Raw genomic sequence first — 23,842 nt, 5'->3', positions numbered from 1 at the left:
CGACGCAGTGCCGCAAGAGGAGTGAGTGATGGCATTAGAGGATGCAAAAGGGCAAGCGGATCTGGCCTTTACACGTGCTGATCGCAAAGGTCTGGCATATGAAAACGCATTTGGTGGTGCCGTTTCGTTCCTGCGACGTAGCTATACCAAAGATCTGGATGGCGTTGACCTAGCGGTCACCGGTATTCCATTTGATCAGGCGGTGACGCACCGCCCTGGAACCCGGTTTGGGCCGCGAGCGATCCGCGAGGCGTCATGCCTTCAACCATTTGATCGGCCTTATGGCTGGAATGGCTTTGATCCGCTGTCCGAGTTTTCTATCGTAGATTACGGCGACATGCCGTTTGACTATGCCAACGTTGCAGAGGTGCCAGCACTAATAGCGGCGCATTTCGCCCACATTTTGCATGCGGGGCCGGGGACAGTCGCGCTTGGCGGTGATCATTTCATGACATTGCCAATCTTGCGGGCATATGCTGCGAAATACGGTCCGCTTTCGGTGATCCAGTTTGATGCGCATTCTGACCTTTGGGCCGATGATGATATGAACCGGATCGACCACGGTACATTCATGTATAAGGCAGTAAAACTGGGTTTGGTCGATGTAGAACGATCTGTGCAGATCGGCATTCGCACCGAATGCGAAGATTATCTAGGGATGCAATACATCGATGCCCGGACCTGCCATGAACAGGGGGCAGCAAAGGTTGCTGCGCGGGTCAAAGACATCGTGGGAGCCCATCCAGCCTACATTACCTTTGATATCGACGCGCTTGACCCTGCATTTGCGCCGGGAACAGGAACGCCGGTTTGGGGCGGACTTGCTAGCTGGCAGGCGGCAGCAATACTGCGTGATTTGGCGGGCATTAATATGGTTGGCGGCGATGTTGTCGAAGTGTCACCACCTTATGACACGACCGGTGCGACAGCAGTTGCAGGGGCGCATGTTGCGACAGAGTTATGCTGCCTTGCCCTATGGAATAAACGCGAAGTCTCTTCTGATAATAGATAAGGTGTTAGGTCTAACATGCTGATACGTATAATGACTTTCGTTCTGGTCGTCGTTGCTGGTCTGATGCTTTACGTGCGTTTTGCGCCGACGCGTAGCCAAGACTGGCACAAGATGCCGACATTTTCTGAGCCGGGTGATTATCAAAGCTCGGGAGGTTTCCGCGCGGAACGGAAATTGATAGCGCCTGCAGAAGAAGCCCTGCGCGCTGCCGAACAACGCGCGCTGGCCACACCGCGTACACGTTTGATCGCTGGCAGCGTTGAGGAAGGATTGCTGACGTTTGAGACACGGTCGCTGGTGATGGGCTTTCCTGATTATACAAATGTCGCTGTGCAGGGCGATACATTGGTGATTTCTGGCCACCTACGTTTTGGCAAAGCCGACATGGGTGTGAACAAAGCACGCATTGTTGGGTGGCTAGAAACGCTTGCCCCCTTGACCGAGCCGCTCTGATCGGCCAATCGGGTTCCCATGATAGCATCCGATAAAATTGAACAGATCATTGACCGCTTTCAGTTCCTAGAGGCCAAGATGGCCGATGGCGCTGCGGGAAACGAAATTGCAGCTCTTGGGCGTGAATACGCTGAATTGCGCCCCGTGGTCGAAACTGTCACCGCTTACAAAGATCTGGTTGCACAAATCGCCGACGCCGAGGCGATGTTGTCCGACCCTGAGATGAAGGAACTGGCCGAGGCTGAGTTGCCCGACCTTAAGGCTGCGCTTGAGGCATCAGAACATGATGTTCAGCTGGCGTTGCTTCCCAAAGACGCAGCTGATGCGCGTCCTGCGCTTATCGAAATCCGCCCAGGTACTGGCGGGGATGAGGCGTCGCTATTCGCGGGCGACCTGCTGCGCATGTACCAACGCTACTCTGAAGGTCAGGGATGGAAGTTTGAAATCCTTGAAATGTCCGAGACCGAACTTGGCGGCATCAAAGAAGTTGTCGCACGTGTCGCTGGCGACGGTGTGTTCGCAAAGCTCAAATATGAAAGCGGCGTGCACCGCGTGCAGCGTGTCCCAGAAACCGAAAGTGGGGGGCGTATCCATACCTCTGCTGCGACGGTCGCGGTTTTACCCGAGGCCGAGGATGTCGATGTTCAAATCAATCCCGGTGATCTTCGGATTGATACGATGCGCGCGTCTGGGTCTGGTGGTCAGCACGTGAACACAACTGATTCTGCGGTACGTATCCTTCACATCCCGACAGGTATCATTGTCGTAAGTGCCGAGAAGTCCCAGCACCGGAACCGAGAAATCGCGATGCAGGTGCTAAAGACGCGGCTGTTTGATCTGGAACGCCAGCGCGTTGAAGGTGAACGGTCTGCAGATCGTAAGGCGCAAGTTGGGTCGGGTGACCGATCTGAACGCATCCGTACCTATAACTTCCCACAGGGTCGCATGACGGATCACCGGATCAACCTGACGCTCTACTCACTTGGCCAAATCATGCAGGGCGATCTAGACGAGACTATTTCTGCGCTACAAGCCGACGCGCAGGCGACTCTGCTAGCGGAAATGGGCGCATGACACCCGAACAGCTAACGGCCGAGGCTGCAACCATGCTGAGCGAGGCGGGCATTCTAAATCCGCGCCGCGAGGCACGGCTGCTGTGGCAAGCCGCGTTCCCAAAGCGTTACATTGACTACGACGAACTGACAGACGGAACAACAGCTGTAAAATACATCGACCTTGTTCGTCGCCGGGTCGCGCGCGAGCCATTATCGCATCTGGTTGGGTATCGCGATTTTTACGCACACCGGTTTTTGGTGAGTGCCGATGTTCTTGATCCACGACCAGATACCGAAACTCTTATTGTTACGGCGTTGGAAGATCAGTTCAGCAATGTGCTCGACCTTGGGACAGGTTCGGGATGTATTTTGCTATCACTTATCGTGGCACGTCCGGGCGCAAAAGGCATCGGTGCCGATGTGTCCGTCGAGGCTCTCTCCGTCGCTCAGAAAAATTGTGTAAATCTGGAGTTGGAAACACGTGCGTCATTCATTCAGTCCGATTGGTTTGATGAAATCACAGGGCAATTTGATCTGATCGTTAGTAATCCGCCCTATATCGCGCTTGACGAAATGGATGACTTGCAGCCCGAAGTACGCCTGCACGAACCTCGTATGGCGCTGACTGACGAGGCAGACGGGCTGACCGCCTATCGGATCATTTGCCGCGATGCGCCAGCGTATTTGACGCCGGGCGGGCGTTTGATCGTTGAAATCGGTCCAACCCAAGCAGCGGCCGTGTCAAAGCTGATGTCAGATGCGGGGCTAGTCAACATTCGCGTCGTGCCGGATCTTGACGGCCGCGACCGGGTTGTGGCCAGTGAAATGCCCAAGTAACGATAGAAAACCAGTATTATGGCGTAAAATTGCGCGTGATCGATAATTTATACTTGTCTTGATGCCCCCCACATGTTTATTCAAATGCATCGGACGGTAAGAGGGCCAGTTTGGATCTCCCCCCGATCAGTCGCCAAAACATCGCAAGGCCAAAAAATTGAAACGCGCAAAAGGCGCGACATAGGTCTAGCGCAACGACAGCCAAGGGCTTGAAAGCAAATCAATGAGATCATCGAAGTCACGGTCACGGAACAAGAACCGTAATAACCGGCCCTCGGGCGGGAACATCATTAACCGAGTTTTTGACAGCTCTGGTCCTGATGGCAAGGTGCGCGGCACCCCGCAACAGATCATCGAGAAATACAACCAATTGCATCGTGACGCGCAGTTGTCAGGTGACCGTGTAAACGCGGAAAACTTTGCGCAACACGCAGAGCACTACACACGTATGCTTGCCGAAGCGCAGCGCGAAGTTGATCAGCGCCGTGAGGAGCAAGAAGCCCAGAACCGCGAACGTCAAGCTGAACGTGATCGTGAACGCCAAGAGCGGGTGAAAGCCCAAGAAGCGGCATCAAATGATCCTGCAAAGGCGGAACAGCCACAAACTAGTGGATTTGATCAGCCGGTAATGGACGATGACGACAGCCAAGATAACGGGTTGGTCGAAACGCCAGAAGAAAAGCCAAAACCACGTGCCCGCAAACCGCGCGCACCGCGCAAGCCCAAGGTCGAAACACCGACCGAGACGCCAAATGGTGATAGCGCGCCAGAGGCCGCCGAATAATTAAAAAGCCCTCCGATTTCGGGGGGCTTTTTGTTTACGCCGGGTTGTTTTCCAAACTGCGTGCCAGTGCGCAGAACGCCTCTAGTCCCACTTGTTCGGCCCGTTCGGTTGGTTTGATACCGACGGCGTTTAAGTGGTCTTCAATATCAGGGCTGACGGATTTGAGCGCAGAGCGCAGCATTTTACGCCGCTGATTAAACGCCGCTGCAACGACCTTGTTTAGAACGCCGGGGTCTGCTGGGAACCTCGGCGTGGGCAGGGCGGTAAGGTGGACAACGGCAGAGTTGACTTTGGGCGGCGGGCTGAATGCCTCTGGTGGTAATTCAAGCACGATACGTGGATCGGTACGCCACTGGGCGAGTAGCGCGAGCCGTCCGTAGGCCTTGCTGCCCGGTTCCGCGACAATGCGCTGCGCGACCTCGCGTTGAAACATCAGCGTCAGGCTTTCCCAAAATGGTGGCCATTCAGGCGGGGTCAGCCAGCGTACCAGCAATTCCGTACCAACATTATAGGGCAGGTTCGCTGCAATCTTGATCGGTGCTGTCAGGTGCTCAAGTGGGTTCACATCCAGTGCGTCGCCATTGATGGTCTTCAATCGGCCCGGATAGGCATCGGCGATCTCAGCCAAGGCAGGCATACAACGCGGATCCTTTTCAATGGCGAGGACACGGCGCGCACCCTCGGCCAATAGGCCACGTGTCAAACCTCCCGGTCCCGGTCCGATTTCGAGCACATCAGCGCCAGTCAAGTCACCAGCGAGACGCGCAATCTTTGCGGTAAGATTGAGGTCCAACAGAAAGTTCTGACCAAGCGACTTTTTTGCTGCCAGCTCGTGGGTCGCAATGACGTCTCGCAACGGGGGAAGGTTATCAATCGTGCTCATGTTCTGTTCTTACCGTTGCGTTATACGATGGGGTAGATCAAATTTAGCTAAATTTGATCGCGGCTGTCCGCCATTGTTGCTGCCATTTTGATCGCGGCGATCATCGAGGACGGATCAGCAACGCCTTTGCCAGCGATATCAAATGCTGTGCCATGATCGGGCGACGTGCGGATGAATGGCAAGCCAAGCGTCACATTCACACCGCCAGAGAAATCAATCGTTTTGATCGGGATCAGAGCCTGATCGTGGTACATACAGACGGCAACGTCGTATTTTGCCCGCGCACCCGCATGGAACATCGTATCGGCGGGCCATGGCCCTGTCACATCCATGCCCTGTGCACGCAACGCGGTCAGGACGGGTGAAATCATGTCAATTTCTTCAAGACCCATCTTGCCGTTCTCACCTGCGTGCGGGTTCAGCCCAGCCACCGCGATTCGGGGTGCAGCGATACCAAAGTCGCGGCGTAGTGCAGCATGTGTGATTAACAGCGTATCGGTCAGTAAGGATGCTGTTAGTTGGGTCCGAACCTCAGCCAGTGGAATATGAATGGTTGTGGGCACAACGCGAAGCGCGTCGCATGCCAGCATCATTACAACGCGATCGGTGTCCGCAAGCGCGGCAAGATATTCGGTATGCCCCGGGTAAGGAAATGAAGCCCCGTCGATGAGCGCAGCCTTGTGGATCGGGGCGGTACATAGCGCACGCGCTGCGCCATTGCGTACCAACTGCACGCCATCCGCAATCGCATCGATGACCCCTTGTGCATGGGCGGGATTAGCGACACCCGGCTGAACTGCTGGACCAAAGTCGCGAGCTAAGACAGGCAGGGCGTCTTTGCAGATACCTGCCGTATCAGTGGCGTCAGTTACCGTCTGGAATGGCGTGTTTTCGGGTAGGTGGCGCGGATCACCGATCCAGACCACGGGAATGTCACCGCGTAATGCCTGCCAAGCGGCGACAGCAATTTCCGGACCGATCCCCGCCGGTTCCCCGCAACTGATTGCGATTGGTTTCATCGCGAGATGATCACTGCCGATGCGCGTAGGTCTTCAAGCAACGCATCCGCCAGCCCAGCCAAGCGCTGGCTAGTGATCTGGTTGCGAATTGCATCGGGGTTTGCGTCGCCGTTTTCGGCTTGGTTCCGAGCGCACATCATCAAGAGCACGAGCGTTTGGCCGTTATCACGTGTCAAATTGTAAGAAACCTCACCCGGATCAAGCCGCGCCAATTCAAGCGCGACATCACTGGATATTTCCGAAGGCGCCACGTCAAAGCGATCAAGCCGTTCAGCAGGTTGGTTGCGCGCTACACCATAAAGGTCATCACAGGTATCGATGCTATTCTTGACGCCAATTGCAGTGCGCAGCGCGTCATCAGATTTGCCGCCCGGGATATAGTAGGCGGCGTAGTCGATGCTTGCCGGTGCCTGAACAGGGCGCGCGGCTTCGCGGGTGCCACGTTTTTGGAACAACGCGATAGCGTTAGGGATTTCGATAGGTTCAGTGACTTGGCCGGGTTCAAGATCAAGCAAGATTTGCTGAAGTTGGGGCGGGTAGTTGCTGATCGGAAGCCACCCCAAACGACCACCATTTTCACGTGAGGGCAGTGCCGAAACTTGACGGGCGGCTGCTTCAAAGTCCGCATAGGACCGCATCCGCGAAATCTCAAGAGCGGCTTGGGCCGCTTGCGCGCGCCGCTCTGGTGGTGGGGCGATGATGATCTCGGACAGCAGGACTTCGATTTGCGTTGGGCGGTTGCCTTGGCGTTGCTGCGCGCGCTCAACGTCTGCATCAGTCACGGTGACTTCACGGCTGTATCGTGCACGGATGTAATCACGCCATGCGACGCCGACTTTTACGAAATCGCGCAGTGTCACAAGGTCCACATTGTTCTGAGCCAAAAGGTTAGTGAACTGCGGCAGAGACATATTCGCGCGACCGGCGAACTCTTCCATTGCCGTTTGCAGTGTGGCGTCGTTCAACGTTAGGCCTACGCGTGCCATCTCTTGTTGTTTCAGCCGGTCTTCGATCAAGCCGTTGCGTGCGACTTTGTTTAGATCGCCGGGTGTCCGGAACAATTCAAGCAACCGCATACGCTGGTTCAGCTCGTAACGTGTGATGACTTGATCATTCACCGTAATCACTGGGGCCAGTTGCCCTTGTGCGAATGCAGCAGTGCTGGATGTCAGCGCCCAAGCAAGAATAGCGGCCAAATAGGTAAGTGCGCGCATTGGGTTCCTCGTTATCAAATTCAGTTACGGCAACCTGCCGCAGGGCCCGCCGCCGATCGCCCGGCAGAAAAACCTGTCAAAGAGCCGCTTATCCCATAAGTCGTTGTCGGAGCAACCGTACTGGAAGAAGTATAACGACGCGAGGCCGAAACGTTAATGTTCACACATTCGTTCTTCCAGCCAAGCCCGATCCCAGCCCGCACCGGTCGGTCTGCAGCGACATCGTAGCGCCCATCAAGATCAAGCGTCCACGCCTCGCTAAGCACAAACCCTGCGTCCAAAGTCCATTCTGAAACTGTTCCAGTGCGGTTTTCGACAGTGTCTTTCGCCTGCCAGATATATGCAGCAGCCAATGAAACCTCATCGTTTTGCCATGCGATCCGGCTATCGGTGACGGTGATCCCGGCATTGTCGTCAAACAACCCGCGTGCATCGAGTAAGAAGCCGCCGGGCGTACTGATTTGAGCACCGACCAGCCAGTCAGATTGCAGACCGTCCAAGCCAGATGATTTTGTGAAATCGGTCTGTGCTGTATCGCGGATGACCCGCCCAAATGCCAAGGTCGTCTCAATACCCGATTGACCAAGGCGCGTATAATTTAAGCCAGCGGCGGCTTGCCCACCGGTTTCCACTGCGTCATCCCCGACGAAGCGCGAAACATCGAATAGGTTTCCTTGGTCCAGTTCATTGCGCGTGCTGTCTTCATTGGGGGCCGTCGCGCCATAGGTGTCGGACCACGACAAGCTTAGGGTTGGTTCTAACAAATGGGAGGCGCCAGTTGCAGAATAGGCCACTAACGGCCAACTTAGGCTTGTCTGGACAGATGGTACGACTCGTGAGTCTTCATTCGGGTAGCTGCTATCGTCGGTCACATGATACAGGTCGGCACGCAGCCCACTGCTTGCAGTGACGAGCATGCCACCGTTCAATTGCCAGCTATTCTCCCATGTTCCAAATCCTCCGATGCGGGTGACATCGCGGCCGGCGTCGCCATCGGTGTTGCTATACCGATGTGCGGTATCGACACTGCTGCCTAAGGTTAAGGTGCCGCCAAGACGGGGGTAATGACGGCTTTCAAAACCGGCATCTGCGATGATCGGTGGCAAGGATGCATTTGATTCATCGTCGCGCAGTGTTTGATAGTAGGTCAATCTGCCCTGGGTCAGGGTCGTGTCAGTGACGCGGACAAGAGATATCGCGCTATCCAAACGGTCTTTGTCCGAATATCCGTAATCCAACAGATAGGCCGGATCGCTGACAGCCTCGATATCAAACGACAGCTTGTAGTCGTCGGCCAGATCAAAGTCACCATTGGCGAAGACATAGGACCGATCTTCGTCCTCGAGAGTATCATCGCTGGCTGCCCCGACAATCCGTAGGTCTCCGTTATGGAATGCCTGCCGCAAGACCAGTTCTAGCGTGCGTGTTTCTGGCGACAGATAGGGGGTAAGTGTGACATCGCGGTGATTACCCAGTGTGACAAAGTACGGGATCTTAATACCGGTTCCAAGCTGCGTTGTATTCCGCTGTTCTGGCACCAGAAAGCCTGTTGCACGATCCAAGTTCGGATCGGGCAGGCGCATACGCGGAAGCCAAAGCACCGGTGTATCAAGGATACGCAATGTCGCGTTCTCAAAATAAAGCTGCTGTTCAACGCTGTCATGCACAACTCGTTCCGCCCGGATGGACCAAAGCGGGGGCTTGTCACCGCAGACCTGACATGAGGTCGCGACCGTTTTATAAAGCTGCGAATAGCGACCATCACGCCGATCTATCTGGTTGGCCGCTAATTGCAGTTGTTGGTTTAATACAATGCGTGCACCCTGCAAGATTGCATTTTCCAGCTTAGGATCCATTGCGCCGGAACTTGCTGTGATAATTGTCCCGTCGTCCAAGTGGATTACAATGGGGCCAGTGACGCTCAGCTGATCTGTTGAACGATCATAGATTATTTGCGCCGCCGTCAGTCGGGTGTCTTGATATAAAACCTCGATATTCCCGCTCGCGATGAGCTGCTCATCGTCGGTCACGCGCACGTTATCCGCGACCAAAGTTGCGGCACCTTGGGCACGCGCGAGCTGTGGCAACAATAGGAACAATATAATCGCAAACAGGCGCATCAGCCGTCCTCATTGTGGAGCAATATGCCCCAGCTTAGTCCAATTGCAGCGAGCGGGGGCGCCCAAGCAGCAAGTACAGCAGGCAGCTGCCCGTTTTCACCAAGTAGCTGCGCAAAATTGCGGATAAAGTAGATTACAAACGCGAGCAAGATCGCGAACATGACCATCAGGCCAGTCCGTCCGCCACGCTGATGGCGCAAGGTAAAGGCCGCGCCAATCATAACCATTGCCACCAGAAAGAATGGCAGGGCGATTTCAGAATGAAACCATACAAGATGGCGTTGTGCCGAAAATCCTGCTTTGCGTAGGCGTTCGATAAATGCTGGTAGCTCCCAAATAGGGATCGAAGAGGGCGTACCAAAGCTGTCGCGGATTTGATCTGGTGTAAGCGTCGAGGGGATATCAACTGCCGCTAAGAGCTGCGCTGCGGCCTCGGGTGTTGCTTCATCTTCAAACAACCAGATCTTCGCATCACTCAACGCCCAAAAACCAGGTCGCAGCTTTGCGGTGACAGCATTGATACGGCGTGTTGGCCTGCCGTCGGTGTCAAAGCTGATAAAGGTAACCTCACTGAGTGCCGTACCATCCAAATTTGCACTTTGGGCTTGGATCACAGTCTGCCCGGTATCACCACCTTGCCGCAACCATAGTCCGGACGAACCGATCGCCAATACGGAATCATTTCCACGTAGTGCGCCAGAGCGGGCCTCGTATTCTTTCGAAGTGCTCGCGACGATTGGATTGATAATTCCGACCGCCAAGAGGCCGATCATAAGCGCCACAAGAAGGGGCGCATTAAGCGCCCTTAACGCGGATCGGCCAGCGGCACGGGTCACGACCATCTCGGACGATCGTGATAGGTTCAAAAACAGCGCAATCGCAGAGAGGATCATGATCAGAGGAAGGATTCTGTAAACACCTTGCGGGATGTTGAGCAGCGTCAGCGTGAAGATCGCGCCAAACCCGGCGTCAGCTGATGCATAACGGCGCAGTTGTTCTACAATATCGAGAAACATCATTATGATGAAAAACACTGCAAGAACGCCCAGGAAGGTCGTTAAGAAACGGCGTGCAAAGTATCGGTGAAGGATCATGTCGCCGCCTCGTCACGTGGGCGACGTTTGAACAAGTATGGCTTGGTCGCCCAAAACAGTAAGAACCAGATGATTGCGAAACCGAACAACGACGGAAGGTATGTCGCAAACCAAAGGTTTTCGTCACTGCGGGCCATGTTTAGTCCTGCTGTTTCTACGGCTTTCACCGCAACGATCAAGAATATTGCTGCGATGATCTGCCGCCACACGCCGAAACGACTAAACCCGCCGACCAACAATGTCGAAAACCCGAGCAGGGCTGCTACAGTTCCCAGTAATGACTGGCTAAACCGGTCATGCCCGCGCGAGATCAGTTGCGCCTCTGAGCGACGTGTTTCAGCCATTATGGCCGGAGTTGGATTCAGTAGTTCCCAAGTCGACAAATGTGAATCGCGTCTTCCGCGTTCTTTCGCAGTCCCGATCAGGCTTCCGATATTATAGGCAAAGTCGTCAAATGAAGTAGTCGAAAGGCGTTGGCTGTCGATTTGCAGCGTTTGTACCAAGCCATCCATCATTACCAACTGCGTATCGTCAGCATCATTCACCAAAAAAGCGCGTGTAGCAGTGTAAGTGACATGCCTCACCGGGCTTCTTGTGTCCGACAAAAAGATATCCTGTAATTCGCCAACTGGCGTGATGTTTCGAATATAGAAGGTCACACCGTTAACGGGTTCGATGAATTTTCCTTCGGTCAAAAGCCGCGCAGTGAGGTTCTGAGAAATCTCAACCTGACGCTCGGCAAGCCGCGCAGAGCTGAGCGGCACAAGAAAATGCATTAAGATGGACATCAAAAGGGCGACAACGATGCCAAAGTATAAAACCGGGCGCGCCAGACGAAATGCGGAATACCCAGTCGCTTGGACAACAATCAGTTCGGATTCTGTTGTCATGCGGTTCGTGACATAGACCGAGGCAGCAAATGCAGCCAAGGGCAGCGCCAACCGTATCACGGATGGCAGCGACAAGGCTGTAAATTCAAGAAAAACACCAGCTGATTGGCCGTCTGCGATCAGTTGATCAAACAGCACAACAGCCCGGTTAATCCAATAGATGAGCACCAACACAAGGCTAAAAAAGCCAAACAGAACCATCAATTGTGACAGTAGGTATCTGTCGAACTTTGCCAAATGAGGATCCTTTTATCAGGCGATGTGCTTAATTGCCGGCACGCTAGCCTATCAGCGCGGAGGATTGAACAGCTATCTGGTCATTGTGCTATGCACCAGCTACCTATTGCATAGATGAATATCACCTCAAGGAGTCACCATGACCACGCCAGCGGAAATTCAGTTCAAAGACGTCGATCTTGATGCGGTTGCCACCATCACAGGCAAGCTCGCAGTTTTTGTTGGCGATAATGGTAAACTGGACGCTGGTGCGCGAAAGGTAAACACGCTGACACGCAAAGCTCTGGCACGATTTGTAGAGAGCGAAAAGTTTGAAAAAATGTCCACCGGCGATGTGGCAGCTATCAACTTTCCGGTCGGACTGGCCGCGGAAACAGTGTTGGTCGCAAAGCTTTCTCGCCGCCCTTCGACCGAAAAGGCGCGCAAAGCGGGTGCCAAACTGGCCAAAGCACAAGGTGACGAAGACTTAACGGTACTCGCCGGTAATATCGCACGCGCAGATGAGATCGCGTTGGGCCTTGCGCTGCGTGGTTATAAATTCGACACGCATAAAACGGGTGACAAAACGCCTGCTGGAGCGGTCACATTCATGGTTTCCAATCCTGAAGAAGTCGCTAAATCCGCCGCCCCGATGGCAGCAATTGCCGAAGGTGTGTTTTTTACCCGTGATCTGACGAACGAACCTGCGAATGTTCTGACCACAGATGATTTTGCAGCACGCCTTGCTGCGATGCATGAACTGGGGCTTGAGGTCGAAATCCTGGAAGAAGACGATCTTGAGCGGCTTGGCATGGGCAGTTTGCTATGCGTCGGGCAGGGGTCTGATAGCCCGTCCAAGATCGTTGTGATGTCATGGAACGGTGGTGGAGATGAAGCCCCCTTTGCCTTGGTCGGGAAGGGCGTTGTATTTGATACCGGTGGGATCAGCCTGAAAACCGCCGCTGGCATGGAAGATATGACCATGGACATGGGCGGCGCGGGCGTTGTCGCAGGCGTCATGCGTACGCTGGCGCTGCGGAAGGCCAAAGCCAACGTTGTGGGCCTTGTTGGGCTGGTTGAAAACATGCCATCCGGTAATGCAGTACGTCCCGGTGATGTTGTGAAATCTATGAAAGGTGACACGATCGAAGTCATTAACACGGACGCCGAAGGCCGGTTGGTTCTCGCCGATGTGATGTGGTACGCGCAAGAACGGTTTAAACCCGTTGGCATGATCAACCTTGCAACGCTGACAGGTGCGATCCTTGTTGCGCTTGGGCATGAAAATGCTGGGATGTTCTCTAATTCGGACGAGCTATCAGACTCCTTCATCAAAGCGGCGAGCCTTGAGGGCGAGGGCGCATGGCGGATGCCGATGGGCAAAGCCTATGATGATCTTTTGAAATCCCGCATTGCGGACATGAAGAACATTGGCGGTCGCGTCGCCGGGTCAATTACTGCCGCGCAATTCCTACAACGGTTCGTCAAAGATGACGTACCGTGGTGTCACCTCGATATCGCGGGGGTGGCAAGCGTGAAATCCGAAACAGCGCTTGCCCCTGCGGGCGCGACCGGATGGGGCGTCATGGCGCTAAACCGATTGATTGCAGATAAATTCGAGGGCTGATGTGGGCGCTGCCTATTTCTATCACTTAACCGATAGCCCGCTTGAAGCGACTTTGCCGATGTTGATCGGCAAAGCGCGTGAAGCGGGTTGGCGGGTGCTTGTACGAACGAATAACGATGGCCTGTGCAGGCGGTTGGACGAAGTGCTTTGGCAGGGGCCCGATGATGGTTTTATGCCACACGGGATTGCGGGCGGCCCGCACGATGAGGACCAGCCAGTTCTTTTAGGCGAAGCACCGGCAAATGGATTTGGCTGCTTGATGAGCGTCGCTGGCGCGGAGGTCACCGCCGCAGAAATCAACACGGCTGAACGTACCTGCATTCTGTTCGATGGCTGGGACGAAGCCGCATTGCAACATGCACGCGGTCAGTGGAAGTCACTGACTGACGCTGGCTGCCAAGCACAATACTGGGCCCAAGAAGACGGTCGCTGGACCAAAAAGGCCGAGAAGACGTAGTCTAACCCTTAGAATTCAAAGCTTGGATCGAAATCTTCGGGCAACTCAGTTGGCGCTGGTGTGCATGCCGTGAGTGCGAGCGCAAATAAGATGGCATATTTCATCGGCTTAGGACCAATTGGTTATTGCTAATTTCAATGTGATCAAAGCGGTTAAGATAGGTCATGCCTAGCAATGACATGTCAATCTCGCCACCATTTACCACGGCGTCGACATGTGTGTCTTCGACTTGACCAAGTGTAATGCTGCCGAGCACAACAGGTGCGGTACGGACTTCACCATTCGCGGTCATGGCGTGGCCCCAATAGTTCAGCGTGCTTGGGTCAATGCCAATGCGCTGTGCGTCTTGTTGGGTCAGGACAATCTGGCTTGCGCCCGTATCAACGACAAACCGAAGCGGCACGTTGTTGACTTCAAGCGTGATATAGTAGTGACCATCCCGACTAAGCGGGACTTCTATCCGCCCGTCGGAAAGATACCCCTGACGACCAGTCGTGTCGCGGCTAATGTCCTCCCACAGGCCATATGCACCGATCACACCTAGAAAGATAAACAGCCAGATCGCCGCCTGTTGTAGGGTTTTGTTGAGGTTTTCACGACCAGAAACAATGAATGACCCAGCAATGGCGAGGCCCAGAATGCCCAAGTAAATGGCGCGCATTGTCTGGTCTGTCGTCATGAAAACTCCTTAGCCGCCGATTCCGAAACCACGTAAACCGTCGAGGATGAACTGGACTGCAAGCGCGGCAAGTAGCATGCCCAAGACACGTGTCAGAATGTTTAGCCCCGTTTTGCCCAGTGCGCGTTCGATTGCGTTTGATGCAAGAAACGCCATGAACACGATCAACAAAACTGCAAGGATCACGCCAGCAATCGCAGCAAAATCAGTGGCACCCTGCGCTTGGCCAGCAAGCAAGATGACAGTCGTGATGGCGCCGGGACCAACGATCAGTGGTAATGCGAGCGGAAACACGGAAGGGTCGTCGTGGTGCTCATCAAGCCCTTCAGCTGCGTTATCTTCGCGGCGCGCTTGGCGTTTTTGAAACAGCATCTCAAGCGCGGTTAGGAACAGCAGAATACCACCAGCGATCCGGAAAGCATCCATCGAGATACCGATGAAGCCCAGTACAGCTTCGCCCAGGAGCAAAAAGACCATCATTAAACAGGCAGAGACAACGCAAGCACGTATAGCAATCGCACGGCGCTGCACCGAGGACATACCTTGGGTCATAGCAATAAACACAGGCGCTAAGCCCGGTGGGTCGATGATGATAAACATCGTTGTAAAAGCGGCGATCAACGCGTGAAGTTCTGTCATGTGATCCTTATGGCCGAGGGGTGATCAAATTTCTAGAAATTTGATGCCTCCGGCGGGAGTATTGTTGGCAAGATGATGATGGCGCGCTGCATTAATCATAAATGTTTTGCAGCGCTTCCTTATTGTCGCTTAAGCTTTTTCAGCCTTCTCAAGCTTTTCAAGTGCCGCCATCCACATGGCTTCGGCGCGTTCTAATCCGTCCATGACTTCGGCGTATTTCTTGTTCCATGTTGCCAGTTCGCCTGCTTTGCCTTCTTCGTAAAGCACTGGATCGGCCAGTTTCTTGGCAAGTTTGTCGCGCATCTCGTTGATTTTCTTGACGCGTTCTTCGTTTTTACGGACGTCAGAGCGCAGTGCTTGCATCGCTTCACGCGATGGCTTGGCAGCTTTGACTGGCTTGGGTTTGTCTTTTTCGATTTGCTTTTCAGGTGTGAGCAGCAGTTTGCGATAGGCTTGGAGGTCTTCCTCGTATGGTTTGACGTGTCCGTCTTTGACCAGCCAAAGCCGGTCAGCGACCATCGAAAGAAGGTGCATATCGTGGCTGACGAGGATGACCGCGCCAGAGTATGCGGTCAGCGCTTCAACAAGTGCTTCGCGGCTTTCGATATCAAGGTGGTTCGTCGGCTCATCGAGAATCAGCAGATGTGGTGCCGGCAGAGTGGCAAGTAGCAGCGATAGACGTGCCTTTTGGCCACCGGATAGGCGCCCAACCTCTGTGTCTGCTTGATCAGCGCCAAGGCCAAAGCCCGCAAGCCGCGCGCGCAGCTTAGCTTGCCCTTCGTGGGCGCGTTCGCGGAACAGGTGATCGAGCGGGGTTTCTTCTACCCGCAGCTCGTCTACTTGGTGCTGTGCGAAGAAGCCGATGCGCAGCTTGTTTGACGTCACCATCTTGCCTTTAGCGACTTCAAGCCTGCCCGATAACATTTTGGAAAGAGTGGATTTTCCTTCGCCGTTTCGTCCAAGCAGCGCGATGCGGTCGTCTTGGTCAATGCGGAGGTCAAGATCGCGTAAGATGATGGTTTCGCCATAGCCGACAGCCGCACCTTCGGTCGCGATGATTGGCGGCGAAAGCTCTTCGGGTTCTGGGAAGGTAAACACTGTCCGTGCAGCATCTTCGGGCGCGCGGATGGTCTCCATCTTTTCCAGTGCCTTCACGCGTGACTGCGCTTGTTTAGCTTTGGAGGCTTTCGCTTTGAAACGATCAACAAAGGCCTGCAGGTGGGCACGCTGTGCGTCCTGCTTTTTGGCCGCAGCTGCCTGAACCGCACGGTTTGCCGCCCGCTGTTTGGCAAACATGTCGTACGTACCAGTGTAATAGGTCAGGCCCTTGTCCTCGAGGTGAAGAATGCCGCCAACAGATCGGTTCAACAGTTCGCGGTCGTGGCTGACGATCAGGACAGTGTGCGGGTATTTGACCAGATAGGCCTCGAGCCAGAGCGCGCCTTCGAGATCAAGATAGTTGGTAGGTTCGTCAAGAAGCAGCAGGTCTGGTTCAGAGAACAGGACTGCCGCCAAAGCGACGCGCATGCGCCAGCCGCCTGAAAAGGCAGAGCAGGGCATTTGCTGTTCGTCATGGGTAAACCCCAGACCTTTGAGAATTGTTGCTGCGCGCGCCTCTGCGGACCAGGCGTCGATATCGGCCAGACGGGTTTGGACCTCTGCAATGCGCTCTGGATCTGTCGCTGTTTCAGCTTCGGCCATGAGGGCTTCGCGTTCAGTATCGGCACGCAGAACGGTGTCGATTAGCGACACTTCGTTGCCGGGGACTTCTTGGCTCACGCCGCCGATTTTCCAGCCGCGCGGGATGTTCACATTGCCCGTGTCCAGCACCATTTCGCCGCGGATGATTTTGAACAGCGTCGTTTTGCCAGAACCGTTGCGCCCGACAAGGCCAACCTTGTGGCCCGTGGGGATCGTGACAGTGGCATGTTCGACCAGCGTGCGGCCTTCGACAGAGTATGTGAGATCAGATATTTTAAGCATAAAGCGGCTATGCTTGATCCAAGAGGCAGGGTCAATTGCTGTAATGCAGCTTAGGCGATCAGCCAGCGAAACGCGCGGCGGATAAACGCGGGGGCGTCTTGTGTCACGGGCGTGCCATGCGCCATTAATACCCGTTCGACGGGCCAATCTAAAATCGTCGAAACTGCGTTGCGTGCTGCACGTCTGTTGTACCATGCAAGACGGAATTTCAACGGCACCTGAGGTTCCGCGCCGGTCATCTTATCTATCCGCGCCACGTATGCGCGCCAGCCGGCCAGCAGTTCGGAAGGTATTTGCTGTAAGAAATCAGTGAATAGAACGGTTCCGCTTGTGCGGTGAAAAAACACCACCTCTGTTGTGATGAGGTTCCCGGTCAGGGGTATTTGCGCGATGTCGTCGTGCCATTCGGCTTCAGTGGCTTCGGTTAGATCGGTATCAAAGGAGATGTCTCGACGCTTTTTATGCAATTTTGCGGGGCCGTGGCACTTGGCTTGTGGATATGCGCGGCACCAATCTGACAGAAACACGTGATGTAATGTATTTGGGGCGACGATGTGCGCAACGGTGCCTCGCGCGTCAATTTCGGCCCTTAATGTGTCTGTCAGCGCGACTGGTGACCAAATGAACAGCCCTCCGGTCGCTAACCGAATAACTGCCATCCGCGTTGGATAATGAAAGCCCGCGACATGAACGGTGGGGCCGTTAGTAATCCAGATGTTATCGGCGAATGGCGTGATCATACAGCAAAGTTGATCCAATTTGTCTGATCGGTCAAACGCAACAGCACCTGTCATGAAAACGTCATCGGCGCGTTACCTGAACGTCGTGGATCAGGTTCATGGGGTTTTGAATAACTAACCTGAGGACAATCATGACTTACCGTCTTTGCTGCCTGACTTCTGCTCTGGCTTTGACCGCTGGCATGGCGCATGCCGATGCTTTTAATCGCATTTCTTCTTTTCCAACCCATTTGAATATCGGCGAGGGCGACCAAGCCGTCGAAACCTCGGCCGAGATCATCGCGGCAACTGCCGATGGTATGACGTTGGTTTATACCGACAGCCCATTGGGTGTGATTGGTCGTATCGATATTACTGACCCCGCGAATCCTGCGCCGCTTGGTAATGTTAATGTTGGCGGGGAGCCTACATCGGTTGGTATCTTAGGGAATGCCGCGTTCGTGGGTGTGAATACGTCCGTTAGCTATACTGATCCGTCGGGCAATTTAGCAGTCATCGATATAGCCTCTGGCGAGGAGCTTGCGCGCTGCGAACTCCCCGGACAGCCAGACAGCATTGCGATTGCCAAAGACGGAAGCTTTGTCGCTGTGGCAATTGAAAACGAACGCGACGAAGATTTGGGCGATGGCCGTACAGGGCAATTGCCAGCAGGTGCGCTGAGCTTGGTGCAGATCGCTGATGGGGTTGCTGATTGCGATACGCTGATCAACGTGGACATGACGGGCCTTGCCGAAATCAGCCCAGAAGACCCGGAACCAGAGTTTGTAGACATCAATAACGCAGGTGATGTTGTTGTTACAATGCAAGAAAATAACCACATCGTTGTTGTCGGTCGCGATGGTGCCATCAAAAGCCACTTTAGCGCCGGTACCGTTGATCTGAGCGGGATCGATGCGACGGATGAACGCGCGGCATTATTATTCACTGAAAGCCAATCTGATTTGCCGCGTGAACCCGATGCTGTGAAGTGGGTGGACGAAGACCACTTTGCCACGGCGAACGAAGGTGACATGGATGGCGGAACACGTGGCTGGACCATCTTTCACCGAGACGGAACCGTGGTTTACGACAGTGGTACGAGCTTTGAACATGCAGTCGTGCAGGCGGGACATTACCCCGATAAACGCTCTGATAGCAAAGGCGTAGAGCCAGAGTCGATTGAAACCGCAACGTTCAACGGGACACCCATGGTATTCGTTGGTGCGGAGCGCGCATCGATGGTTGGAGTCTACGATGCGACAGACCTTGCAAACCCGGTGCTAACCCAGCTGCTGCCATCAGGGATCGGGCCTGAAGGCTATGTTTCAATTCCATCGCGTAACCTATTGGTTTCAGCCAACGAAGTGGATTTGATCGAAGATGGCGGCGTACGCAGTCATGTGATGATCTATGAATACTCTGATGCCGCGGCGTCATACCCAATGATCACATCTGCCGGTGCAGACAGCTTGATCGGCTGGGGCGCGCTGTCTGGCTTGGCGGCTGTTGATGACACGACTTTGGTTGCTGTGAATGACAGCTTCTATAGCTATCAACCAACGATCTTTACCATCGACGTGAGCGTGACACCCGCGCAGATTACATCGGCCACGCCGGTGACACGGGGTGTTTATCCTGCGCAAAATCTGGATATGGAAGGGATCGCTTCGGACGGCGACGATGGTTTCTGGGTCGCCTCAGAAGGCCGTATTGACCGTATGGTGCCCCACGCGATCTATCACATTGATGCCGATGGAGTGATCGACGCAGAGATCGGCCTGCCAAACGAACTGTTGGGCGTGCAAAAGCGATTTGGATTTGAGGGGATCACCGTTGTGGGCGATACGCTTTGGATGGCCGTGCAGCGTGAATGGGAAGATGATCCTGCGGGGCTGGTAAAGCTAGTTTCCTATAATCTGGAAACAGAAGAATGGGGCGCTGTTCACTATCCTTTGGAAGCGCCGGAAACAGGCTGGGTCGGGCTGTCCGAAATCGTGGCGCAGGGTGACTATGTCTACCTGATCGAACGTGACAATCAGATCGGTGGCAACGCGGTGGTGAAACAGATTACGCGCGTGTCGCTTGACGAGATGGTTCCAGCGGCACTGGGTGGGGATCTGCACGTGGTCACAAAAGAGGTCGTGCGTGACCTGATCCCTGATCTGACGGCCACTGGTGGTTATGTGCTGGATAAGGTTGAGGGGCTGACATTTACCCCAAATGGCACTGCCTATGTTGTTACAGATAATGACGGTGTCGATGATCATTCCGGCGAGACGATGTTCTTTGCGCTGGAAGGTCTAGATCGGTAAACAATCCCATTCCCAAAATGCGATACAGCCGCCCAGAATGTTGGGCGGCTGTTGCCGTTTATTTATCTGAAAACGAGCCAAGGCGATCCTACCTCTTTTCACGCTGGCCGACGCATGGTAGGGGACGCCACAAAGTAAACCCTATGACATGAAAGACCTGTAAACATGGCTATTCAGCGTACATTCTCGATCATCAAACCAGACGCAACAAAGCGTAACCTAACTGGTAAAATCGCCGCTAAGTTCGAAGAAGCTGGCCTGCGCATCGTCGCATCCAAGCGTATTCAGCTGACACTGGCGCAAGCACAGACATTCTACGGTGTGCACTCTGAGCGTCCTTTCTTTGGCGAACTGTGCGAATTCATGATCTCTGAGCCAATCGTTGTTCAAGTTCTTGAAGGCGAAGACGCAATCGCGAAAAACCGCGAAGTCATGGGCGCAACTAACCCAGCAGACGCTGCAGAAGGCACAATCCGTAAAGAGTTCGCACTGTCTATCGGTGAAAACTCTGTTCACGGTTCTGACGCACCTGAAACAGCTGCTGAAGAAATCGCATTCTTCTTCTCAGGTCTTGAACTGGTTGGTTAATCCGACAGTAGGTTAGGGTTCGCCCAGCCAAGATCTTTTTGGGCCGTCCGCACCGTTTTGGCGCGGGCGGCCTTTTCATTTAGGTTCCGTTCAAGCGCGCGGTAGTTGCGGATGTTCGCATTATACAGCGCATCAAAGATGTCGCCGACCAATGGGATGCTGCCGATTAGGAAATCAAGCAGTGTATTCATACCCATATACACCAAGGCGCCCGGGGTGGCCCCAAGTCGGTGCGCCTGCTTAATCATCCAAGTAGACGGTACAAGCGCCGCAATGTCACCGACAACCGGTACTAAGCCTAAAATGTTATCCAGCCCGACCGAAATATTGGTGCCCGGGATGTAAAATAATGCGTCCATCCGCCAAGCCAATTTACGCAGGCGGGAAAGTTCGTGGTCAATATCCTGTTCTATGTTCATGCTGTTAACATAAACGAATCCGCATCAAATGTGAAGGGTGTTTACTTCGAGTCCGCTGGAACCACACCGATTTGGTTCAAGAACCGCTCCAATTCGGACCGGTCTTCGTCAAAGTTTTGGGATTTTAGCTTGTCGAATTGCTTGCGAAGCGTCTTCTTTTCTTCGCCCTTACAGTCGTTCCATGGCCGCCCTTGAAGCGCCATGTGCAGGACATAGTAACCGATGAAATGGGGGCGGGCTCCGTTTTCAAGCAGCCGTTGATAGGCGGCATCGGCGCCAAGGGCGCGCAACTCTTCTGCGGTTGTTATTCCTGCGGCTGTCAGCGATTTTTCAAACGCTGGGCCGATGTTCTTAATCGTGGTCAATGCGCTCATGGCGCGATTTTACGCGCGCCTTGTGCACATGCCTAGCCTAGATGCTGGCGAAATCGAAAAAGATCTGACGCTGTGGTGCCTGAGGTTGCGGAGCCGGAATTTTGGCGGGCTCCGCCTTTGTTTTCTTAGGGTCTGAATTAGCCATGATAGGTATCCTTTCTCCTTATGGTGGTATCTTAGCAGCGCGTTGCGGCTACGGTACCGGGGAAAAAGTTCTAATATCCGTCACAGCTGTTCAATTACCTATCCTTTCGGGGAGGGGTATTACCCCCTTTGCGTGCTTTACTTTTGCCACCAGGTGGTACGAACCGCTTTGACGTGTCTTTTGCGTTGCCCTTGGGCTTGCCCGCTGGTTTGCCGCCACGTGGTCCGCCGTCCGATTTACCCTTGTATCCGGGCTTTCCACCGTCGGATTTGCCCTTATAGCCGGTCTTTCCGCCGTCAGACTTGCCTTTGTAGCCAGATTTCCCGCCGTCAGACTTGCCCTTGTAAGCAGGCTTGCCGCGCTTTTCGACCAGCGCTTCGCCATGGTCGCGGCGTTCAGGTTTATGGCGTGGTTTACGCTTTGCACTGTAATCATCAGCGGCACCCGGGACCGGCTGGATCGCTGGTACGTCATGCTGTGACGACGGTGGCGGAGCAGGGCGGTCGCGTGGCGCTGTGCGTTTTGGCTTGTCACCATACTCGCGCTTAGGTTTAGTGTCGCGATCACGCTTTGGGCGATCGTCGTAGTCACGTTTTGTTTTGCGTGGGCCGCGTTCGCCAAGCTGCGGTGCACCATCAAGTGCCTTAAGCGTTGCTTGGTTTTCTAGTTTCATGTCGCTGCCGACAGCCTTAAGGAAGCCAGCGACCGCGGGTTCCGAAATCTCTACGAAAGTTTCATTCGGCTGAATCCGGATCGCGCCGATTTCGTTTTTCGTGATATCACCGGCTTTGCAGATCATTGGCAGCAGCCAACGTGCTTCGGCTTTGCCTTCGCGGCCTACATCGACGCTAAACCACTTGGACGGACCAAATGATTTGTGCTCGCGCGGTGCGCGTTCCGGACGTTCGCCACGCTGCGGGCCGTCTTTGTATTCAGATAGGACCTCTGGCGCTGAGTTTTTACCGGCGTATAGCCGCAGATAAGCAGCCGCGATCTTTTCGGCGTCGTGTTCGGCAAGCAGACGTTTGGCAAAGTCTTGTTCGCTTGCAGTGAATTCTTCAGACCAAACCGGATCGGTCAGCAGTCGTTCTTCGTCTTTGGCGTTTACTTCTTCTGCGGTGGGCGGTTCTGCCCATTCAGCTGTCAGTTTACCCCACTTAAGCAGGTTTTCCGCGCGACGCTTCATCTTTGCAGGCACGATAAGTGCTGAAATACCCTTGCGACCGGCACGACCTGTACGGCCCGAACGGTGCAGCAGGGTTTCTGCGTTTGTTGGTAGCTCTGCGTGGATGACTAATTCTAGGTTTGGCAGGTCAATGCCGCGGGCAGCAACGTCTGTCGCAACACAAACCTTTGCGCGGCCATCGCGCATCGCCTGAAGCGCGTGCGAACGTTCATTCTGAGAAAGCTCACCGGAAAGGGCAACAGTCGCAAAGCCACGGTTCGACAGACGTGTCGTTAGGCGCGTTACCATTGCACGTGTGTTCGCAAATACGATTGCGTTTGGCGCATCATAGTAGCGAAGGCAGTTGATGATCGCAGCGTCGATGTCGTGGTTTGCGACGCGAAGCGCACGGTATTCGATGTCGCTGTGCTGCTTTTCTTTGGAAACAGTCGCAACGCGAACGGCGTCACGCTGATATGATTGCGCAAGTTTTGCGATCATTGGGGGCACTGTTGCCGAGAAGAGCAGGGTGCGGCGTGTTTCGGGCGCTTGTTCGAGAATGAATTCCAGATCTTCGCGGAAACCCAAATCAAGCATTTCGTCGGCTTCGTCCAAAACGACAGCCTTGATGTCGCTAAGGTCAATCGTGCCGCGCATGATGTGGTCGCGCAGACGGCCGGGCGTTGCCACGACGATATGTGCACCGCGTTCTAGGCTGCGGCGTTCGTCACGGAAATCCATCCCGCCAACACATGACGCCAGCGTTGCGCCAGCCCCTGCATAAAGCCACTGCAATTCGCGCTTCACCTGTAGCGCCAGTTCGCGTGTCGGTGCGATGACCAACGCGTGCGGACGTCCGGCAGGACCGAATGTGCCGTCCTCTGCAAGGATTGTCGGTCCAATCGCCAAACCAAAGCCAACTGTTTTACCAGAACCTGTCTGTGCAGAGACAAGCAGGTCTTTGCTTTCAAGTTCTGGGTTGGTCACAGCCTCCTGAACGGGGGTCAGGTCGGTGTAGCCCTGTTTGGCTAGTGCATCGGCAAGGGTCTGGATCATCGTGGTCATCGGGGGGCTTTCTGGCGGGTAAGCGTGCGCACTACGCCGATGAAAGCCGTTTGTATAGGGGAAAGACGCTATTAAACGCTGCTTTTCTTAGCC

General features: G+C 54.4%; 22 protein-coding genes. 9 read left to right on the top strand and 13 right to left on the bottom strand.

The genetic code is table 11. The features are described 5' to 3' along the window. The first annotated feature begins 28 nt into the window (after positions 1-28). The 5 genes from speB to ACHUEV_RS00720 all read left to right on the top strand — a co-directional run bounded on the left by speB (position 29) and on the right by ACHUEV_RS00720 (position 4,141). Entirely contained in the window at positions 29-1,012 is a 984-nt protein-coding gene (gene speB, locus ACHUEV_RS00740; RefSeq protein ID WP_394177168.1) for an agmatinase, read from the top strand. A 15-nt stretch (positions 1,013-1,027) separates the two neighbouring features. Beyond that, entirely contained in the window at positions 1,028-1,465 is a 438-nt protein-coding gene (locus ACHUEV_RS00735) for a DUF1499 domain-containing protein (protein WP_394177167.1), read from the top strand. Positions 1,466-1,483: 18 nt separating this feature from the next. Then, the gene (gene prfA / locus ACHUEV_RS00730) at positions 1,484-2,539 is read left to right on the top strand and encodes a peptide chain release factor 1 (RefSeq protein ID WP_394177166.1); all 1,056 of its coding nucleotides are present in this window, start codon (positions 1,484-1,486) and stop codon (positions 2,537-2,539) included. Continuing rightward, on the top strand, positions 2,536-3,357 hold the full coding sequence (gene prmC / locus ACHUEV_RS00725) for a peptide chain release factor N(5)-glutamine methyltransferase (RefSeq protein WP_394177165.1): 822 nt from the start codon (positions 2,536-2,538) through the stop codon (positions 3,355-3,357). Before prfA ends, prmC begins: the two co-directional genes overlap by 4 nt. A gap of 223 nt (positions 3,358-3,580) precedes the next feature. After that, positions 3,581-4,141: a DUF4167 domain-containing protein gene (locus ACHUEV_RS00720; protein ID WP_394177164.1), complete on the top strand. Its 561-nt coding sequence runs from the start codon at positions 3,581-3,583 to the stop codon at positions 4,139-4,141. A gap of 34 nt (positions 4,142-4,175) precedes the next feature. On the opposite strand, the gene rsmA is transcribed toward ACHUEV_RS00720, so the two are convergent. The 6 genes from rsmA to lptF are packed head-to-tail and all read right to left on the bottom strand — an operon-like array spanning position 4,176 to position 11,598. Then, entirely contained in the window at positions 4,176-5,024 is an 849-nt protein-coding gene (rsmA, locus tag ACHUEV_RS00715; protein ID WP_394177163.1) for a 16S rRNA (adenine(1518)-N(6)/adenine(1519)-N(6))-dimethyltransferase RsmA, read from the bottom strand. A gap of 47 nt (positions 5,025-5,071) precedes the next feature. Then, on the bottom strand, positions 5,072-6,043 hold the full coding sequence (pdxA, locus tag ACHUEV_RS00710; RefSeq protein WP_394177162.1) for a 4-hydroxythreonine-4-phosphate dehydrogenase PdxA: 972 nt from the start codon (positions 6,041-6,043) through the stop codon (positions 5,072-5,074). Next, complete coding sequence (locus ACHUEV_RS00705; protein ID WP_394177161.1) at positions 6,040-7,257, bottom strand: peptidylprolyl isomerase; 1,218 nt, start codon at positions 7,255-7,257, stop codon at positions 6,040-6,042. Before ACHUEV_RS00705 ends, pdxA begins: the two co-directional genes overlap by 4 nt. Positions 7,258-7,277: 20 nt before the next feature. Beyond that, entirely contained in the window at positions 7,278-9,377 is a 2,100-nt protein-coding gene (locus tag ACHUEV_RS00700; RefSeq protein ID WP_394177160.1) for an LPS-assembly protein LptD, read from the bottom strand. After that, positions 9,377-10,471, bottom strand: coding sequence for an LPS export ABC transporter permease LptG (gene lptG / locus ACHUEV_RS00695; protein WP_394177159.1), 1,095 nt, complete (start codon positions 10,469-10,471; stop codon positions 9,377-9,379). Before lptG ends, ACHUEV_RS00700 begins: the two co-directional genes overlap by 1 nt. Beyond that, positions 10,468-11,598 carry an LPS export ABC transporter permease LptF gene (gene lptF, locus ACHUEV_RS00690; protein WP_394177158.1) on the bottom strand — a complete coding sequence of 377 codons (1,131 nt, stop codon included), beginning with the start codon at positions 11,596-11,598 and terminating at the stop codon, positions 10,468-10,470. Before lptF ends, lptG begins: the two co-directional genes overlap by 4 nt. 139 nt (positions 11,599-11,737) lie before the next feature. Here lptF and ACHUEV_RS00685 point away from each other — a divergent pair, with 139 nt between their 5' ends. Both ACHUEV_RS00685 and ACHUEV_RS00680 read left to right on the top strand, forming a co-directional pair. Beyond that, positions 11,738-13,204, top strand: coding sequence for a leucyl aminopeptidase (locus ACHUEV_RS00685; protein WP_394177157.1), 1,467 nt, complete (start codon positions 11,738-11,740; stop codon positions 13,202-13,204). Between the two features lies 1 nt (position 13,205). Next, on the top strand, positions 13,206-13,661 hold the full coding sequence (locus ACHUEV_RS00680; RefSeq protein WP_394177156.1) for a DNA polymerase III subunit chi: 456 nt from the start codon (positions 13,206-13,208) through the stop codon (positions 13,659-13,661). 100 nt (positions 13,662-13,761) lie between these two features. Here the strand turns inward: ACHUEV_RS00680 and ACHUEV_RS00675 are convergent, their stop codons facing one another. The 4 genes from ACHUEV_RS00675 to ACHUEV_RS00660 all read right to left on the bottom strand — a co-directional run bounded on the left by ACHUEV_RS00675 (position 13,762) and on the right by ACHUEV_RS00660 (position 17,756). Continuing rightward, on the bottom strand, positions 13,762-14,340 hold the full coding sequence (locus ACHUEV_RS00675) for a retropepsin-like aspartic protease family protein (protein ID WP_394177155.1): 579 nt from the start codon (positions 14,338-14,340) through the stop codon (positions 13,762-13,764). A gap of 9 nt (positions 14,341-14,349) precedes the next feature. Then, positions 14,350-14,979: a MarC family protein gene (locus tag ACHUEV_RS00670; protein WP_394177154.1), complete on the bottom strand. Its 630-nt coding sequence runs from the start codon at positions 14,977-14,979 to the stop codon at positions 14,350-14,352. Positions 14,980-15,108: 129 nt separating this feature from the next. Next, complete coding sequence (locus ACHUEV_RS00665) at positions 15,109-16,962, bottom strand: ABC-F family ATP-binding cassette domain-containing protein (protein WP_394177153.1); 1,854 nt, start codon at positions 16,960-16,962, stop codon at positions 15,109-15,111. Positions 16,963-17,012: 50 nt separating this feature from the next. Then, positions 17,013-17,756, bottom strand: coding sequence for a DUF4336 domain-containing protein (locus tag ACHUEV_RS00660; protein ID WP_394177152.1), 744 nt, complete (start codon positions 17,754-17,756; stop codon positions 17,013-17,015). A gap of 77 nt (positions 17,757-17,833) precedes the next feature. On the opposite strand from ACHUEV_RS00660, the gene ACHUEV_RS00655 reads away from it, so the two are divergent. Further along, a complete protein-coding gene (locus ACHUEV_RS00655; protein ID WP_394177151.1) occupies positions 17,834-19,993 on the top strand; it encodes an esterase-like activity of phytase family protein in 2,160 nt (719 codons plus the stop codon). A gap of 165 nt (positions 19,994-20,158) precedes the next feature. Next, on the top strand, positions 20,159-20,581 hold the full coding sequence (gene ndk, locus ACHUEV_RS00650) for a nucleoside-diphosphate kinase (RefSeq protein ID WP_394177150.1): 423 nt from the start codon (positions 20,159-20,161) through the stop codon (positions 20,579-20,581). Here the strand turns inward: ndk and ACHUEV_RS00645 are convergent. The 3 genes from ACHUEV_RS00645 to ACHUEV_RS00635 all read right to left on the bottom strand — a co-directional run bounded on the left by ACHUEV_RS00645 (position 20,578) and on the right by ACHUEV_RS00635 (position 23,749). Further along, positions 20,578-21,000 carry a DUF4112 domain-containing protein gene (locus ACHUEV_RS00645; protein ID WP_394177149.1) on the bottom strand — a complete coding sequence of 141 codons (423 nt, stop codon included), beginning with the start codon at positions 20,998-21,000 and terminating at the stop codon, positions 20,578-20,580. The genes ndk and ACHUEV_RS00645 overlap by 4 nt on opposite strands. Before the next feature lie 41 nt (positions 21,001-21,041). Then, entirely contained in the window at positions 21,042-21,374 is a 333-nt protein-coding gene (locus ACHUEV_RS00640; RefSeq protein WP_394177148.1) for a TfoX/Sxy family protein, read from the bottom strand. A gap of 239 nt (positions 21,375-21,613) precedes the next feature. After that, the gene (locus ACHUEV_RS00635) at positions 21,614-23,749 is read right to left on the bottom strand and encodes a DEAD/DEAH box helicase (protein ID WP_394177147.1); all 2,136 of its coding nucleotides are present in this window, start codon (positions 23,747-23,749) and stop codon (positions 21,614-21,616) included. Between the last annotated feature and the right edge of the window lie 93 nt (positions 23,750-23,842).

This window comes from Yoonia maritima (genome assembly GCF_043641945.1).
GTDB classification, from domain to species: Bacteria; Pseudomonadota; Alphaproteobacteria; order Rhodobacterales; family Rhodobacteraceae; genus Yoonia; species Yoonia maritima_B.
The sequence above is the reverse complement of the archived record's forward strand: the minus strand, read 5'-3'. Positions and strand labels throughout refer to the sequence as shown.

Excerpts from the sequence above, each read along its gene's own strand:
- speB (WP_394177168.1), top strand. The coding sequence starts at position 29 with ATGGCATTAGAGGATGCAAAAGGGCAAGCGGATCTGGCCTTTACACGT.
- ACHUEV_RS00735 (WP_394177167.1), top strand. The coding sequence starts at position 1,028 with ATGCTGATACGTATAATGACTTTCGTTCTGGTCGTCGTTGCTGGTCTG.
- prfA (WP_394177166.1), top strand. The coding sequence starts at position 1,484 with ATGATAGCATCCGATAAAATTGAACAGATCATTGACCGCTTTCAGTTC.
- prmC (WP_394177165.1), top strand. The coding sequence starts at position 2,536 with ATGACACCCGAACAGCTAACGGCCGAGGCTGCAACCATGCTGAGCGAG.
- ACHUEV_RS00720 (WP_394177164.1), top strand. The coding sequence starts at position 3,581 with ATGAGATCATCGAAGTCACGGTCACGGAACAAGAACCGTAATAACCGG.
- rsmA (WP_394177163.1), bottom strand. The coding sequence starts at position 5,024 with ATGAGCACGATTGATAACCTTCCCCCGTTGCGAGACGTCATTGCGACC.
- pdxA (WP_394177162.1), bottom strand. The coding sequence starts at position 6,043 with ATGAAACCAATCGCAATCAGTTGCGGGGAACCGGCGGGGATCGGTCCG.
- ACHUEV_RS00705 (WP_394177161.1), bottom strand. The coding sequence starts at position 7,257 with ATGCGCGCACTTACCTATTTGGCCGCTATTCTTGCTTGGGCGCTGACA.
- ACHUEV_RS00700 (WP_394177160.1), bottom strand. The coding sequence starts at position 9,377 with ATGCGCCTGTTTGCGATTATATTGTTCCTATTGTTGCCACAGCTCGCG.
- lptG (WP_394177159.1), bottom strand. The coding sequence starts at position 10,471 with ATGATCCTTCACCGATACTTTGCACGCCGTTTCTTAACGACCTTCCTG.
- ACHUEV_RS00685 (WP_394177157.1), top strand. The coding sequence starts at position 11,738 with ATGACCACGCCAGCGGAAATTCAGTTCAAAGACGTCGATCTTGATGCG.
- ACHUEV_RS00675 (WP_394177155.1), bottom strand. The coding sequence starts at position 14,340 with ATGACGACAGACCAGACAATGCGCGCCATTTACTTGGGCATTCTGGGC.
- ACHUEV_RS00670 (WP_394177154.1), bottom strand. The coding sequence starts at position 14,979 with ATGACAGAACTTCACGCGTTGATCGCCGCTTTTACAACGATGTTTATC.
- ACHUEV_RS00665 (WP_394177153.1), bottom strand. The coding sequence starts at position 16,962 with ATGCTTAAAATATCTGATCTCACATACTCTGTCGAAGGCCGCACGCTG.
- ACHUEV_RS00660 (WP_394177152.1), bottom strand. The coding sequence starts at position 17,756 with ATGACAGGTGCTGTTGCGTTTGACCGATCAGACAAATTGGATCAACTT.
- ACHUEV_RS00655 (WP_394177151.1), top strand. The coding sequence starts at position 17,834 with ATGACTTACCGTCTTTGCTGCCTGACTTCTGCTCTGGCTTTGACCGCT.
- ndk (WP_394177150.1), top strand. The coding sequence starts at position 20,159 with ATGGCTATTCAGCGTACATTCTCGATCATCAAACCAGACGCAACAAAG.
- ACHUEV_RS00645 (WP_394177149.1), bottom strand. The coding sequence starts at position 21,000 with ATGAACATAGAACAGGATATTGACCACGAACTTTCCCGCCTGCGTAAA.
- ACHUEV_RS00640 (WP_394177148.1), bottom strand. The coding sequence starts at position 21,374 with ATGAGCGCATTGACCACGATTAAGAACATCGGCCCAGCGTTTGAAAAA.
- ACHUEV_RS00635 (WP_394177147.1), bottom strand. The coding sequence starts at position 23,749 with ATGACCACGATGATCCAGACCCTTGCCGATGCACTAGCCAAACAGGGC.